The following is a 14,291-nucleotide window of genomic DNA, read 5'->3' on the forward strand; positions in this document are numbered from 1 at the left end:
CTGCATGGATGCCGACGATACCCCGCCGCGCCGCGGCGACGATCTGGTCACCCGGCTGTCGCGCGAGGATCTGGACCCCCTGTCCATCGCGGAACTCGACGCGCGGGTCGCCGCCCTGGAAACCGAAATCGCCCGCGTTCGCGCACACAAGGAAAAGGCGGGCAGCCACCGCGCCAGTGCCGAAGCGCTTTTCAGCCGATGACCGGGCACCGCGCGCCCTGTCCCGCCAGGGTGCGACCGGTCGCGATACGGGATGACTTGCGCGCGGCGCATCCAGACCCGACATTGCCCCTACGGGTCGCGAGTCCCCAAGCGGCCCCACCGGAGTAATTTCCCCAATGCCGTCCTTTGCATCCGCACTCGAATCCACGCTGCACAAGGCGCTGGAGGCCGCATCCGCGCGTCGCCACGAATATGCGACGCTGGAACATCTGCTGCTGGCGCTGGTCGACGACGAACATGCGTCCAAGGTGATGGGCGCGTGCGGCGTCGATCTGGGTGAGTTGAAAACCACGGTCGCCCATTATCTCGACACCGAACTCGAAGCGCTGAAGGTCGATCAGGTGACTGATCCCTCGCCCACCAGCGGGTTTCAACGCGTCGTCCAGCGCGCGATCCTGCATGTCCAATCGTCTGGCCGCGACGAGGTCACGGGCGCCAACGTACTGGTCGCACTGTTCAGCGAACGCGAAAGCTATGCCGTCTATTTCCTGCAACAGCAGGATATGAGCCGCCTGGATGCCGTCAGCTATATCAGCCACGGCGTCGGCAAGGGCGCGTCGCCCGCCGAACCGCGCGACGTGAAGGGCGCCGAGGACGAAAAGCCGCAGGCAAAGCCCGGCGACAAGGGCCAGAAGGGCGAAAGCGCGCTCAAGCAGTTCTGCGTCGACCTGAATGAAAAGGCCAAGTCGGGCAAGGTCGATCCGCTGATCGGCCGCGGGCCAGAGGTCGATCGCACGGTCCAGATCCTGTGCCGCCGGTCCAAGAACAACCCGCTTTACGTGGGCGACCCCGGCGTCGGCAAGACCGCCATTGCCGAGGGGCTGGCGCGCAAGATCGTTGAGGGCGACGTGCCCGAAGTGCTGCTGCCCGCCGTCATCTATTCGCTCGACATGGGCGCGCTGCTGGCAGGCACCCGTTATCGCGGCGATTTCGAGGAACGGCTGAAGCAGGTCGTCAACGAACTCGAAAAGCTGCCGCATGCGGTGCTGTTCATCGACGAAATTCACACCGTCATCGGCGCCGGCGCGACCAGCGGTGGGGCGATGGATGCGTCGAACCTGCTGAAGCCCGCGCTGTCGGGCGGCACGATCCGCTGCATCGGGTCGACCACCTACAAGGAATTCCGCAACCATTTCGAAAAGGACCGCGCTCTGCTGCGCCGGTTCCAGAAGATCGACGTCAACGAACCGTCGGTCGAGGATACGATCAAGATCCTGTCCGGCCTGCGCTCCGCTTTCGAGGAGCATCACTCGGTCAAGTACACGCCCGATTCGATCAAGTCGGCGGTCGAATTGTCGGCGCGCTACATCAACGACCGCAAGCTGCCCGACAAGGCGATCGACGTGATCGACGAAGTCGGCGCGATGCAGATGCTGGTGCCCCCGTCAAAGCGCAAAAAGGTCATCACGCCCAAGGAAATCGAACAGGTCATCGCGACCATGGCCCGCATCCCGCCGAAAACGGTTTCGACCGATGATACCCGCGTGCTGGCCAATCTGGAAACCGATCTCAAGCGCGTGGTGTTCGGGCAGGATGCGGCGATCGACGTGCTGTCGTCGGCCATCAAGCTCAGCCGCGCGGGGCTTCGCGATCCGGACAAGCCGATCGGCAACTATCTGTTCAGCGGCCCCACCGGCGTCGGCAAGACCGAAGTGGCAAAGCAACTTGCCGAGATTATGGGCATCCCGCTTCAGCGCTTCGACATGTCCGAATATATGGAACGCCATTCGGTCAGCCGGCTGATCGGTGCACCCCCGGGCTATGTCGGCTATGATCAGGGCGGCCTCTTGACCGATGCGGTCGATCAGAACCCGCACAGCGTGCTGTTGCTGGACGAGATCGAGAAGGCGCATCCAGACCTGTTCAACATCCTGTTGCAGGTGATGGACAACGGCAAGCTGACCGACCACCACGGCAAGACCGTCGATTTCCGCAACACGATCCTGATCATGACCACCAATGCCGGTGCGTCGGACATGGCGCGCGAATCGATTGGCTTTGGCGAAATCGCGCGCGAAGACGTACAGGAAGAAGCGGTGAAGAAGCTCTTCACCCCTGAATTCCGCAACCGTCTCGATGCGATCGTGCCGTTCGGCTATCTGCCGCCCGCCGTCGTGGCGCGCGTGGTCGACAAGTTCATCCTGCAACTGGAACTGCAACTCGCCGATCGCGGGGTGCATATCCGGCTGGATGAGGAGGCCAAGAGCTGGCTGACCGAACGCGGTTACGACAAGCTGTACGGCGCGCGCCCGATGGGCCGATTGATCCAGGAAAAGATCAAGCAGCCGCTGGCCGAGGAACTGCTGTTCGGCAAGCTGGTCCATGGCGGCGAAGTGTCCGTCAAGCTCAAGGACAATGCGTTGTCGTTCGAAATCGTCCCTGCCCCGCCCAAAAAGGCGAAGCGCAAGGGCGGTCGCAAATCCGAAGCGGCCCAGGCCGAGTGATGAAAAGCGGGCGGCACGTTACCAGACGCGCCGCCCCTTTTTTTGGTCAGAAGAAAATGACCGCGTGCGCCGTCAGCCGGTCGCCCGCATCATCCAGATCGGCCAGCGGGGACGTCGCGACCGCATCGGTGTCGATATCGGTCCCCGAATAGCGCAGGCCCAGCGCCAGCGGCCCGAACCGGCGCTCAACCCGCACACCCCAGTCGACATAGCTGCCGCCGCCCGGACGCAGCCGCGCGGCCCGCACCGGGTCATCGGTCGAACCCGATGTGCGCCCGACATGCGCGGAGATGTCGATGCCCGTGCCCGGCAACCCGGCACCAGCCCGCGCCTGTAGATACAGGTTGTCGCCGCCGATCGCTTCCTGATCCGGCGCATAGCTGGCGCCCAGGTCCAGTTGCAGCGGGCCGAGCGCATAGCCCAGCATCGCATCGATCTCGCCATAATCGGCCTTGCCCGCCGCCCCGGCAAAGAAATGCCCGGTCGCCCCGCCCGTCAGGCTGAGGCCACTGGACAGGGGCAGCGTATAGCTGGCCGATCCGTCGAACACCGCATCCGCCGCGTCATGCCGGATGGCCCCGCGCGTCGTGGTGGCGCGCGCATCCAGGCGAAGGCCCGCGACCGGCACCGACACGATGGCGTCGAGTGCCGGATCGCCGTCGCTCCAGCTCAGGCCGCGACGGCGATGATCGGTGGTCGCCTCGATCGAGCCGGTCGGGCGGAAAAGCTCCTGTGCCGCCGCCTCGCCGGCGACCATGGCCAGCGCGGCGGCGGCGAACCAGCGGAACTCAACCATTCGGCCGCAATGCATCGAGTTCGGCAAGCAGCGTGGCACGATCGGCCTCTGCCGCCGCGATCAGATGGTCGCGAACGGCGGGCGTGCGCCGCGCGACTTCGGCCTCGATCGCCGGGCGTGCGGTTTCACACGAGCCCGGATGGCTGCCCGACAACGAATGATCGGACCCTACCGGACGTGCGCTGCCAGCCGCGCCGTCCAATGCACGCTCCACCGTCACGGCGGCGGTCCAGCGACAGATTTGCGGCGACGGCCGGTTGGGCACATGCGCGCCGCGCGTGCGCGTGTCGATGGCGACGTGGGCGCGGTAGGTAGCGGCCACTTCGGCCCCGCGATGGGCCAGCGTCACGCGGTGCTCGATCGCCTCGCCAAGGGCAAAGGCCGCGAGCGACAGGACAATAGACATCTGTTCCTCCTCTCGATTTTCTCGTTGGTTTCGACTTGTTCCTGCGGTTGCCGGCTTTAGCCGGTCTGCATAACCAATCGCCGAGAGGTGGGCAGGGTTGCAAGCAAATCCGGCCTTTTCAGGCGAATCCGCACGGCGCGGCCCTATCGAAATCGGGGTGGGTGCGCCGAAAGCCCGTGCGTGCGGATCAACGGTCGCCGCTCAGTCGATCCACAGCACATGCGCGTCGATCCGCAGCTTCAGCAACAACCGCGCCGCTGCCGCACGCGCGGCGATTTCATCGGCACGGGCTTCATTGGCCTGGCGCTCGGCATAAAGCCGGTCGGCCAGATCGATCGCGCCCAGTTGCTGCCCGCGCCCGGACAGGGCGGCACTGGCCTCCGCACGGCGAACGGCGGCGCGGCTCGCTTCCCATGCCAGCAGGCGGGATCGGAACTCGGCGGCATCGGCGGCGGCATTGCCCGCGACCAGACGCTCCACACTCAGCCGCTCCGCCTCAGCCGCGCCCGCTTCGGCGGCGGCCTGGTCGGCCAGCGCGCGGCGATGGCCACCGCCCAGCGGCAGTGACGCGAACAGCCCCGCGCCCTGTTCCTGCCCACCGCGCTCGCTGAACAGGCGAAGGCCAAGCGACGGGTCCGCAAACCGGTCGCGCCGCGCGCGCCGCGCCAGCACCGCCTGCCGCTCCGCTGTGCCGACAGCGGCACCGATCTCATGGCTCCGCTCGACGATCAGCGTTTGCAGCCGCTCAAGCCCCTCCCCCGGCAACGCCGGATCGGCCAGTCGCGGCGGTTCGGGCGGCAGCGGCAGGTCGGGAAACCGCGCCGCCAGCAAGGCCCGCGCGCGATCGCGCTGCGCGGCGGCATCCGCCTGCTGCGCCTCCGCCATGGCCAGCGCCGCTTCCGCCTGATCGAGATCCAGTTGCGCCGCATCGCGCAGATCGACCCGACGGCGCGTCGTGCGCGACAGCTCGCGCTGATTGGCGACCAGCGCACCCGCGTTGCGATATAATTCGCCCGCCGTCAGCCAGTCATACCAGAGCGTCGCTAGCGTCAGCGCCGCCTGATGCCGCGCATCCTCCATATTGTTGCGCGCAACATCGACGCCCAGCTCGCCCGCCCGCCGGTCGAGCCGCGCCTTGCCCGGCAGGCGAAAGGCGCGGCTGATCGTGGTGTCATATTCGGTATAGTCGCCGTCTCCGTCGACCCGCCGACGCGACAGGGTGCCCTGCGCCATGATTTCATGATCCCCGCGCCTGAGGGCATCGCCCTCCGCACGCGCGGCGTCGACCCGCGCTTCGGCCGCCTGCACCCCCGGTTGCGCATCCAGCGCGCGGTTGACCAGTTCGGGCGGCGGCAGGTCGCCGGCGGGCGCCGTCTGGGCCAGCGCCGGCATCGACGCGGCAACAAGCAGAAGACCGGCCCACTTCATTCGACGCGTCCTCCATCGACAAGGGCGACCGTGCGCCACCGAAAGGGCAGCCGCCGCCGCACGTCCCGCGCCGCCGCCACCGCATCCGCGACCTGCGCGGCCCCCAATTCCACCTCGACCGCCATGCGCGCCAGCGTGCCCGACACCCGCTCTCCAGTAGCCGCATCGTCGAAATCGCGGCCCAGCACCGCTTCGCGCCGTTGGTGGACCGGCGCCTGGGTCAGCGCACCCAGCGCCCGCGCTATGGCCTCGGCATCCTGCGCGGCGCACATGATCGTCAGCAACTGGCGGGTCATGCCATCGCCTCCCGCCGGCTTTCGCCGAACCGTTCATACAGGATCGGCAACAGCACCAGCGTCAGCAGGGTTGAGGTGACCAGGCCGCCGATCACCACGATCGCCAGTGGCCGCTGGATTTCCGAACCCGGCCCCGTGGCGAACAACAGCGGCACCAGACCGAAGCCGGTGATCGTCGCCGTCATCATCACCGGCCGCAATCGCCGCTCCGCCCCCATCCGCACCGCCCGCGCCATGGGCATGCCGTCGTGGCGCAGCTGCCGAAAATAGGCGACGAGGACGAGGCCGTTCAGCACCGCGATGCCCAACAGCGCGATAAAGCCGACCGATGCGGGCACCGACAGATACTCGCCCGCGATCCACAGCGACACGATGCCGCCCACCGCCGCAAAGGGGATGTTGGCCAGGATCAGCAACGAACCCCGCATCGACTTCAGCGTGGCGTAAAGCACGAAGAAGATGAGCAGCAGCGCGACCGGGATCACCAGCATCAGACGCGCCGATGCACGCTGCTGATTTTCGAACTGGCCGCCCCACACCAGCCGGTAACCCGGCGGCAGCGGCACCTGTTCGGCGACCTTGGCCTTCACCTCGTCGACATAACCGACCAGATCGCGGCCCGACACGAACGCCTGCACCAGCGCGTATCGCGAACCCGCTTCGTGATCCAGCCGGATCGGCCCCTGCGTCCGCGCGATGCGGGCCAGGTCGCTGACGCGCGCCAGCTCGCCGGTCGGCGTCGTCACCTGAAGGTCGGCAAAGCGCGCGGCATCGTTGCGGACCGTATCGTCGCCGCGGATCACCACCGGCACCCGCTTTGTCCCCTCGACCACAATCCCTGCGGGCAGCCCCTCAAGCTGGGCACGCAGCGTGTCCTGCAACGTCTCCACCGGCATACCCGCCCGGCCGGCGGCGGCGCGGTCGATGTCGAGCTGGAAATAATCGACGCTGTCATTGGCGACCGTCGTCACCTCTGCCGCGCCCGGCGTCGATTGCAGCACGCCCTGCACCCTGCCCGCCAGATCGGCGAGCGTCGCCAGATCGGGGCCAAAGATCTTGACGGCCAGGTCGCCGCGCGCGCCGGTCAGCATCTCTGCGACGCGCATTTCGATCGGCTGGGTAAAGGTCGGCTCGACGCCCGGCATCCCGTCCAGCGCCTTTCGCATCTCCTCGACCACGAAATCGCGCTCGCCGCGCCATTCGCTGGACGGCTTGAGCGTCACGAACAGGTCGGTTTCGTTCAGGCCCATCGGGTCCAGCCCGATCTCGTCGGTGCCGGTGCGCGAAATCACGCCGGTCACTTCGGGCACGCGCCGCTTCAGCTCGGCCTCGATCCGGCTGGTCAGCGCCAGCGACCGGCCAAGCCCGACGGTCGGCAGCTTGGTCACCTGTATGACGACGGAGCCTTCGTCCATCGTCGGCATGAACGTCTTGCCAACCGCGCCATAGGCCAGCCCCGCCAGCACCAGGCCCAGCCCGGCCAGCGCATAGACCAGCTTCTTGCGCGCAAACGCACCGGACAGCAGCGCGGCATAGCGGGGCGCCAGCTGGCGCATGACCCATGGCTCCCCATGATGCCCGCTCTTCAGGCCATAGGATGCCAGCACCGGCACCAGCGTCAGCGCCAGCAGCAGCGACCCCGCCAGCGCGAACATGATCGTCAGCGCGACCGGCGCGAACAGCTTGCCCTCCAGCCCCTGAAGCGACAGCAGCGGCAGGAACACCAGCGCGATGATCACGATGCCCGCCGATACCGGCACGATGACCTCGGCGGTTGCGCGGAACACGATGTTCAGGCGCGGCGCATGATCGTCCTTGGCGTGGTTCAGCCGGTCGACGACATTCTCGACCACGACGACCGCGCCGTCGACCAGCATGCCGATGGCGATGGCCAGCCCGCCCAGGCTCATCAGATTGGCCGACAGGCCCATGCCCGCCATGAACAGGAACGTCAGCAGCGCCGCCATCGGCAGCGTCGCCGCGACGATCGCCGCCGCGCGCCAGTCGCCCAGAAACAGGATCAGCAGCACGACGACCAGCACTGTCGCTTCGATCAGCGCCTTTTGCACAGTCCCGACAGCCCGCTGGATCAGGTCGGAACGGTCGTAAAAGATGGTCAGCTTCGTTCCGGCGGGAAGGCTGCGTTCGACCTCCGCCAGCCGTTCGCGCACGCCGTCCACGACCTTTCGCGCATCGGCGCCGCGCAGCGCGATGACCAGCCCCTGCACCGCTTCGCCATCGCCATGCGCCGTCACACCGCCATAACGGGTCAGCGATCCCGTGCCCACGCGTGCCACATCGCCCACGCGCACGATGCGCCCGTCGCGCGCCACCACGACCATCTGCTCAAGGTCGGCGGCATCCTGAACCGCACCGACGGCGCGCACGATCAGCGCCTCTTCCCCCGCGCCCAGCCGCCCGGCGCCATCGTTTCGATTGCCGCGCTCGATCGCTTCCCGCAGGTCGTCGACCGACAGCCGCGCAGCCGCCAGCGCCACCGGGTCGGGCCGCACCTCGAACGTGCGGACATGGCCGCCCAGCGCGTTCACGTCCGCCACGCCCGGCACCGTGCGAAGCGCGGGCCGGATGGTCCAGTCGAGCAGTTCGCGCTTTTCGGTCAGCGACAAGGGGCCGTCGATGGTGAACATGAAAACGTCCGACATCGGCGTCGAAATCGGGGCCATGCCGCCCTCAACGCCCTGCGGCAATTCGCCCATCACGCTGGCCAGCCGCTCGCCGACTTGCTGGCGCGCCCAGTAAATGTCCGTGCCATCGGTGAAATCGATGGTGATGTCCGCGATCGCGTATTTCGCGGTCGATCGCAGCACGGCCTGATTGGGCAGGCCCAGCATCTCCAGTTCGGTCGGCGCGATCACTCGCGTCTCGACCTCTTCGGGGGTCATGCCGGGTGCCTTCAGGATGATCTTGACCTGCGTCTGGGCAATGTTGGGATAGGCATCGACCGGCAGCGCGGAATAGGCCCATGCCCCAAGCCCGCCGACGACCAGCGTCAGCACCAGGACCAGCACACGATAGGACAGCGACCAGGCGACCAGCGCGCGCAGCATCAGTTCGCCATCGACTTGAGTTCGGCGGTGCCCTCCACCGCGATCCGCTCACCGGGTTTCAGGCCGCGGACGATCACCGTCCATTCGCCTGCGGTCATGCCCGGCTGCACGCGCCGCGCGACGACACCCGCATCCGTTCGCACGAACAGGGTCGGCGCGCCGTTCACTTCGACCAGAGCGCGGCTGGGCACGGTCACCGCGCCCTCCGGCGCGGGCGCCAGCACGGTCGCTGCCGTCGCACGGCCCGAAACCACGCCCGGTGCCGCCGGAATACGCGCGCGCAGCGTCGCGGAGCGCGTCTGGGGGTCGATCACGCTGCCGACGCTCGTCACTTCCCCGCGCACATCGCCGTCCAGCGCCACCGCCATGCCGGGGCGGACCTGCCCTACCAGCCGTTCGGGCAGCTGCGCGGTCAGTTCATAACGGCTGGTCGCGTCGACCACATAAGCGGCGGTCGCCTCGCTGACCGGGGAGCCGGTCTGCACCGACGCCGTCGTCACCTTTCCAGCGATTGGCGAGGTGAGCGTATAGGTGCCGCGCGCCGGTGATCCATTGACCAGCCGGATCAGTCGCTGCTGTTCGTTCAGCTCGGCCTGCGCCTCCCGAAACGCGGCGCGCGCTTCCTCGGCGCGCGCGCCCGCGATCACGCCCTCGCGCGCAAGCTGGCCCAGACGCCGGTCATTGGCGCGCGCCACCGCGACACGGGCCGATGCCTGATCCAGACCGGCGGCGATGGTGAACATTTCGCGCGCGGCAACCTCCGCCAGCGGCTGACCCGCGCGCACGCTGTCGCCCTCGACCACATGGGTCCGGGTGATGACGCCGGGGATGACGGCGGCAACCGCGACGCGCGAGTTGGGCGGCGGCGCGACGGTGGCGGGGACGGTTGCGACCGGCACTTCGCTGGCCGCCTCCACCGCCGCGAACCGGATGCCCGAACGCTCCAGCTGGGCGGCCGTCAGCGCGATCGTGCCATCGGCCGCGCGCGGGGCGGCGACCTGCGCCTCGTTATCGCCCGCCGGTTCCTCACCGGCCGAACAGGCGCCAATCAGGCAAAGCAGCGCCAGAGCCGGCACCTGCGCTGAACGATACATGAAACCCCCCGGAATGGCGTTCGCGGGTGCAGCATCTACTGGCCTTTCCTGTCATTTTGCTGTCAGGATGCCGCGATGCGAATCCTGCTGGTCGAGGACGAAGCCGAACTGGCGCAGCGCGTGGTCGCCAACCTGTCCCGCCACGGCATGACGTGCGAACACACCGCCAATGGTGAGGACGCGCTGGATTTCGCCAGCGACGGCTTCACCGCGCTGATCGTGGACATCGGCCTGCCGGGCATGTCCGGGATCGAACTGGTCCGCCGGCTGCGCGCCCGTGCGCTCGGCGTGCCGATCCTGATCCTGACCGCCCGCGGCAGCTGGCAGGAAAAGGTGGAGGGGCTGAACGCCGGCGCCGATGATTTCATCGTCAAACCCGTCCGCACCGAAGAACTGGTTGCTCGCCTCCACGCCCTGGCCCGCCGCGCGGCGGGGCACAGCGCCACTCGGCTGGTTGCGGGCGCACTGGCGCTCGACACCGCCAGCGGCGAAGCATGGTTGGACGACGCCCCGCTTGCGCTGACCGCCAGCGAGTTTCGGCTGTTGCAGATGCTGCTTTACAATGCAGGCCGGACACTGACGCGCGCGGCCATTCTGGACGGCCTCTACCCCGTCGATACCGAACGCGACGCCAATACGGTGGAGGTGCTGGTCGGCCGTTTGCGCCGCAAGGTGGGCCGAGACCGGATCATGACCATGCGCGGCATGGGCTACAGGCTGGCGCCGTGACGCGCCCCGACCTCAACAGCCTCAGGCTCCGGCTGATCCTGGGGTCGGTCGCGGGGGTCGCGCTGGCGATGATGCTGGCAGGCCTGTTCATCGGCCACCTCTACCGCGTCCACACCACCGCACGTTTTCAGGGAGAGTTGGACCACCATCTGGAAGAGCTGGTGGCGATGACCTTTGTCGCCGACGGAACGGTGGGCGTCGCCCAGCCGCTGTCCGACCCATTGTTCAACGTGCCGGGATCGGGCCTCTATTGGCAGGTGGAGGGCGCTGACACGCTGGCGCGCTCGCCGTCGCTACAGAATAACCGGCTGGCGCCAGTGGTCGGGGAGGCGTGGGTCGAGCGACAGGTCGCGGACGCACCCGTGCTTCAGCGCAGCGTGCGCCATCGCAGCCCCGATGGCGGCACGCTGATCGTCAGCATCGCATCGGCACGCTCGCTTCTGGAGACGCAGGTGTCTCGGTTCCGGAGCGACCTGCTGCGCTCTATTGCGATCGTCGGCCTGCTGTTGATGGCGGGCGCGGTGCTGCTGGTGCGGTTCGGCTTTGCCCCGGTCCGGCGGCTGGGCGACGAGATCGACCGGCTGCGCCATGGCGAGATTGCACGACTGCCCACCGATGCTCCGACCGAATTCGCGCCCATCGTCACCCGGCTCAACGCGTTGCTGGAGGGGCAGGCCCAATTGATCGCGCGCGCGCGGACAGAGGCGGGCAATCTGGCCCACGACCTGCGCACCCCGCTGGCGCTGATCAGTGACGAAGCAGAGCAGCTTCGCCTGCGCGGCGATGTCGAAGCAGGCGATTTCCTGCTCGCGCGTTGCGCCGTGATGCAGCGCCAGATCGATCACCATCTGGCGCGCGCGGCAATTGCCGGCACGCGCGGCGGCGGAACGCTGGCGCATGTCGCGCCACTGGTCGAACAGATTGCGGGCGCGATGCGGCGCCTGCACGCAGGCCGTGATATCCGCTTCAGCATCGACGTACCGCCAACGCTGCGATTGCCGATCGACGAGGGGGATTTGGCGGAGATATTGTCGAACCTGATCGACAATGGCTGTAAATGGGCGCGTTCCACCGTCGCGGTGACGATCGCCGCCGGCGGCATCGCGGTGGGCGACGACGGGCCCGGAATCGCTCCGGATCGCCGGGCGGCGGCGCTTGCGATTGGTGGGCGGCTGGACCCCGCAACGCCTGGCACCGGCCTGGGGCTGGCCGTGGTTGCAGACCTGGCGCGCATCCACGACGCCCGGTTTGAACTTGGCCGCTCCCCGCTTGGCGGGCTGGAAGCGCGCGTCACGCTGTCCGGCCCGCCGCGCCTTTAGGCAATCACGCCCGCAGCATCACTGCACAACAGGGAGCCACACCGCGCTCGCCGCATTGCCGCCGCGTTCCAGCGTCACGGTCGCCGCCTGATAATCGTCCTTCTTCGCCAGGAAGATATTGGGAACGAACTTCTGGGGGTTGCGGTCGTAGAGCGGGAACAGGCTGGACTGCACCTGCACCATGATGCGGTGACCCGGCTGGAACACATGGTTCACTGTTGGCAGGCGGAAGCGATAACGCTGTACCTTGCCCGACGGGATCGCACTCGGCTTCTCGAAGCTGTCGCGGTAACGGCCGCGGAAGATGTCGAGGCTGACCGCCAGCTGATAGCCGCCCATTTTGGGATCGCTGGCGACCTCATCGGGATAGACGTCGATCAGTTTGACGACGAAATCGCCGTCGGTCCCCGTGGTCTTTGCGTAGATGTCGGCAAAGGGCGCGCCCGCCAGCCGCACCGGCTTGGTCAGCACCGGCGTCTGATAGGTTATCACATCAGGGCGACCATCGGCATGGCGCTGGTCGCTGACAAGCCAGTCGGGCCAGCGGCCGTCGCTGAAATTCACCGGTCGCGGCAGGTGCGGTACCGGCTTCGCTGGATCGGAGACATAGCTGTCGCCCCCGCGCGCACCCTTGTCGAAGCCCAGCGCGCCATCGGCCTGAAGATAGATGGGCTTGAGCGGTGAAGCGCATCCCTGCTCGCACGCCAGCGGCCATTGGGCAAAGCGCTCCCACTTGTTCTCGCCGGTGTTATAGATGGTCGCGGCGGGCAGGTTGGCGGGCGGGCCGTCCTTCAGATGCTGGTTGAACAGCGGCACGACCATTTCCTCGCGAAACTGCGCGGCTGTGTCGCCATTCCATTTCAGCGGCCCCAGCTCGCGCCCTTCGCGATTGATCTGGCTGTGCCGCCATGGCCCCATCACCAGGAAATTATTGCCGGTCTTGCCCTTGGCCTTCAACGCTTCCCAGGCATGAACCGCGCCGTAGATATCCTCCTGATCCCAGAGTCCCTGTTCCCAGATGGTGGGCACGTTGGAAGGATTGGCCGCGACCAGCTTGTCCAGCGCCTGTCCCTGCCAGAAAGCATCATAGGCGGGATGCGCGACCATTTTCTGCCATGCCGGCAACTGGTCAAAGCCGGATGCCTTGGCCCATTCATTGGCGCCGCCAAGCCGGCGGAACTCCTCGTAATTGTCATAGATGCCGGTCGCGGGATCATGTCCCGTGCCCTTGTAGCCCGTCTGTGATCCGATCCAGCCGATATTGGCGAGACGAAAGGCGCCGTTGTGGAACCAGTCGTCGCCCATCCAGCCGTCGATCATCGGGCTTTCGGGTGCCGCGACCTTGAGCGCGGGGTGCGGGTTGAGCAGCGCCATCACGACGGTGAACCCCTCGTAACTCGACCCGATCATGCCGACGCGACCGTTGGATTCGGGCAGGTTGGCCTTGTTCACCAGCCAGTCGATCGTGTCATATGCATCGGTGACGTGATCGGTTTCGGTCGGGTTCAGCGGACCGCGCACGGGCCGAGTGACGACATAATCGCCCTCCGACCGGTATTTGCCGCGAATGTCCTGATAGACGCGGATATAGCCCGCCTTGACGAACGGCTCATCGGCCAGCGGCAGCGTGGACAGGATGTGCGGGCTGTCCATCCGGTTCGCGCGACCCGCAGCGTTATAGGGCGTGCGCGTCAGCACGATCGGCGCGTTGGTCACGCCCTTAGGATAAACGATGACGGTGTACAGCTTCACCCCGTCGCGCATCGGAATCATCACTTCGCGCTTCACATAATCGCGCGCGTCGATGGGCGGGGTGAAATCGCTCGGAATATCGCTGGCGGGGTACGCCTGCTGGGCAGTCGCACCGCTTGCCAACAATAACGGCAGTAGCATCAGCGCTGCTGCACGTCGGCGATAGGATCGAAAATTCATCGTCTGCTTCATCATCGCCACCCCTTGTCTCGCAAGCCGCCCGTCACATGGGTCAAAGACGCACGACCTGCCCGCCATTACCGCATCGCTCGCGGGTTTCGACTACATTCGCAAACCGATGAATCACGTATCTGAGGCAACCACCCGGCGCCGCGCTTGCAGATTGGCGACATGCGCGATCGCTAGCGCCGCCGCGCCGAAAATCGAAATCGGTGTTTCGACCACGGTTTCCGCCAGCGGCACAGCCGCAACGCCGAGCAGCAACAGGCCAATGATCGCAATCGTCATCGGCAGGCACCGGCCGTGCCCCCTGAACCCGATCGCAAGCGCGACAAGGCTGGTTGGGATAGCAAATAGAAATGCACCCAGATGGAAGCTTTCCGGGATCGCCAACCATGCGGCGGTCGCTGGAATAGCCACCAGTAGACCGGGCAGGATCAGACAATGGACCAAACACGCCGATGATGCCGCGATCGCAATGCCGTCGAACCAACGCTGCCTTCTCACGCCGGACATGAGATTCGCTCGTTCCCAGCCATTATCGAGACCTCGATGTG

12 protein-coding genes are annotated in these 14,291 nt (G+C 66.9%); 4 read left to right on the plus strand and 8 right to left on the minus strand.

Annotated features, from left to right (window positions below; translation table 11 throughout):
- Positions 1 to 4 precede the first annotated feature (4 nt).
- A complete protein-coding gene (locus tag ACAX61_RS05455) occupies positions 5 to 202 on the plus strand; it encodes a DUF1192 domain-containing protein (protein WP_370713779.1) in 198 nt (65 codons plus the stop codon).
- Between the two features lie 136 nt (positions 203 to 338).
- Positions 339 to 2,666: an ATP-dependent Clp protease ATP-binding subunit ClpA gene (gene clpA, locus ACAX61_RS05460; RefSeq protein ID WP_370713780.1), complete on the plus strand. Its 2,328-nt coding sequence runs from the start codon at positions 339 to 341 to the stop codon at positions 2,664 to 2,666.
- Between the two features lie 46 nt (positions 2,667 to 2,712).
- Here the strand turns inward: clpA and ACAX61_RS05465 are convergent, their stop codons facing one another.
- From ACAX61_RS05465 to ACAX61_RS05490, 6 genes are all read right to left on the minus strand, one after another.
- Positions 2,713 to 3,462: a TorF family putative porin gene (locus ACAX61_RS05465; RefSeq protein WP_370713781.1), complete on the minus strand. Its 750-nt coding sequence runs from the start codon at positions 3,460 to 3,462 to the stop codon at positions 2,713 to 2,715.
- Positions 3,455 to 3,868, minus strand: coding sequence for a hypothetical protein (locus ACAX61_RS05470; RefSeq protein WP_370713782.1), 414 nt, complete (start codon positions 3,866 to 3,868; stop codon positions 3,455 to 3,457). The genes ACAX61_RS05465 and ACAX61_RS05470 overlap by 8 nt, the downstream gene beginning before the upstream one ends.
- A gap of 201 nt (positions 3,869 to 4,069) precedes the next feature.
- Complete coding sequence (locus ACAX61_RS05475; protein WP_370713783.1) at positions 4,070 to 5,296, minus strand: TolC family protein; 1,227 nt, start codon at positions 5,294 to 5,296, stop codon at positions 4,070 to 4,072.
- The gene (locus ACAX61_RS05480) at positions 5,293 to 5,592 is read right to left on the minus strand and encodes a DUF3240 domain-containing protein (RefSeq protein ID WP_370713784.1); all 300 of its coding nucleotides are present in this window, start codon (positions 5,590 to 5,592) and stop codon (positions 5,293 to 5,295) included. Before ACAX61_RS05480 ends, ACAX61_RS05475 begins: the two co-directional genes overlap by 4 nt.
- Positions 5,589 to 8,660, minus strand: coding sequence for an efflux RND transporter permease subunit (locus tag ACAX61_RS05485; RefSeq protein ID WP_370713785.1), 3,072 nt, complete (start codon positions 8,658 to 8,660; stop codon positions 5,589 to 5,591). Before ACAX61_RS05485 ends, ACAX61_RS05480 begins: the two co-directional genes overlap by 4 nt.
- A complete protein-coding gene (locus ACAX61_RS05490; RefSeq protein ID WP_370713786.1) occupies positions 8,660 to 9,754 on the minus strand; it encodes an efflux RND transporter periplasmic adaptor subunit in 1,095 nt (364 codons plus the stop codon). Before ACAX61_RS05490 ends, ACAX61_RS05485 begins: the two co-directional genes overlap by 1 nt.
- Positions 9,755 to 9,829: 75 nt before the next feature.
- Between ACAX61_RS05490 and ACAX61_RS05495 the strand changes: the two genes are divergently transcribed.
- Both ACAX61_RS05495 and ACAX61_RS05500 read left to right on the plus strand, forming a co-directional pair.
- A complete protein-coding gene (locus ACAX61_RS05495; RefSeq protein ID WP_370713787.1) occupies positions 9,830 to 10,483 on the plus strand; it encodes a response regulator transcription factor in 654 nt (217 codons plus the stop codon).
- On the plus strand, positions 10,480 to 11,802 hold the full coding sequence (locus ACAX61_RS05500) for a sensor histidine kinase (protein WP_370713788.1): 1,323 nt from the start codon (positions 10,480 to 10,482) through the stop codon (positions 11,800 to 11,802). The genes ACAX61_RS05495 and ACAX61_RS05500 overlap by 4 nt, the downstream gene beginning before the upstream one ends.
- An 18-nt stretch (positions 11,803 to 11,820) precedes the next feature.
- Here ACAX61_RS05500 and ACAX61_RS05505 read toward each other — a convergent pair whose 3' ends face one another.
- Both ACAX61_RS05505 and ACAX61_RS05510 read right to left on the minus strand, forming a co-directional pair.
- The gene (locus ACAX61_RS05505) at positions 11,821 to 13,734 is read right to left on the minus strand and encodes a CocE/NonD family hydrolase (RefSeq protein ID WP_370714912.1); all 1,914 of its coding nucleotides are present in this window, start codon (positions 13,732 to 13,734) and stop codon (positions 11,821 to 11,823) included.
- Positions 13,735 to 13,857: 123 nt separating this feature from the next.
- Positions 13,858 to 14,250 carry a MerC domain-containing protein gene (locus tag ACAX61_RS05510; RefSeq protein WP_370713789.1) on the minus strand — a complete coding sequence of 131 codons (393 nt, stop codon included), beginning with the start codon at positions 14,248 to 14,250 and terminating at the stop codon, positions 13,858 to 13,860.
- Positions 14,251 to 14,291: the final 41 nt, after the last annotated feature.

The organism is Sphingomonas sp. IW22, assembly GCF_041321155.1.
GTDB lineage: Bacteria > Pseudomonadota > Alphaproteobacteria > Sphingomonadales > Sphingomonadaceae > Sphingomonas.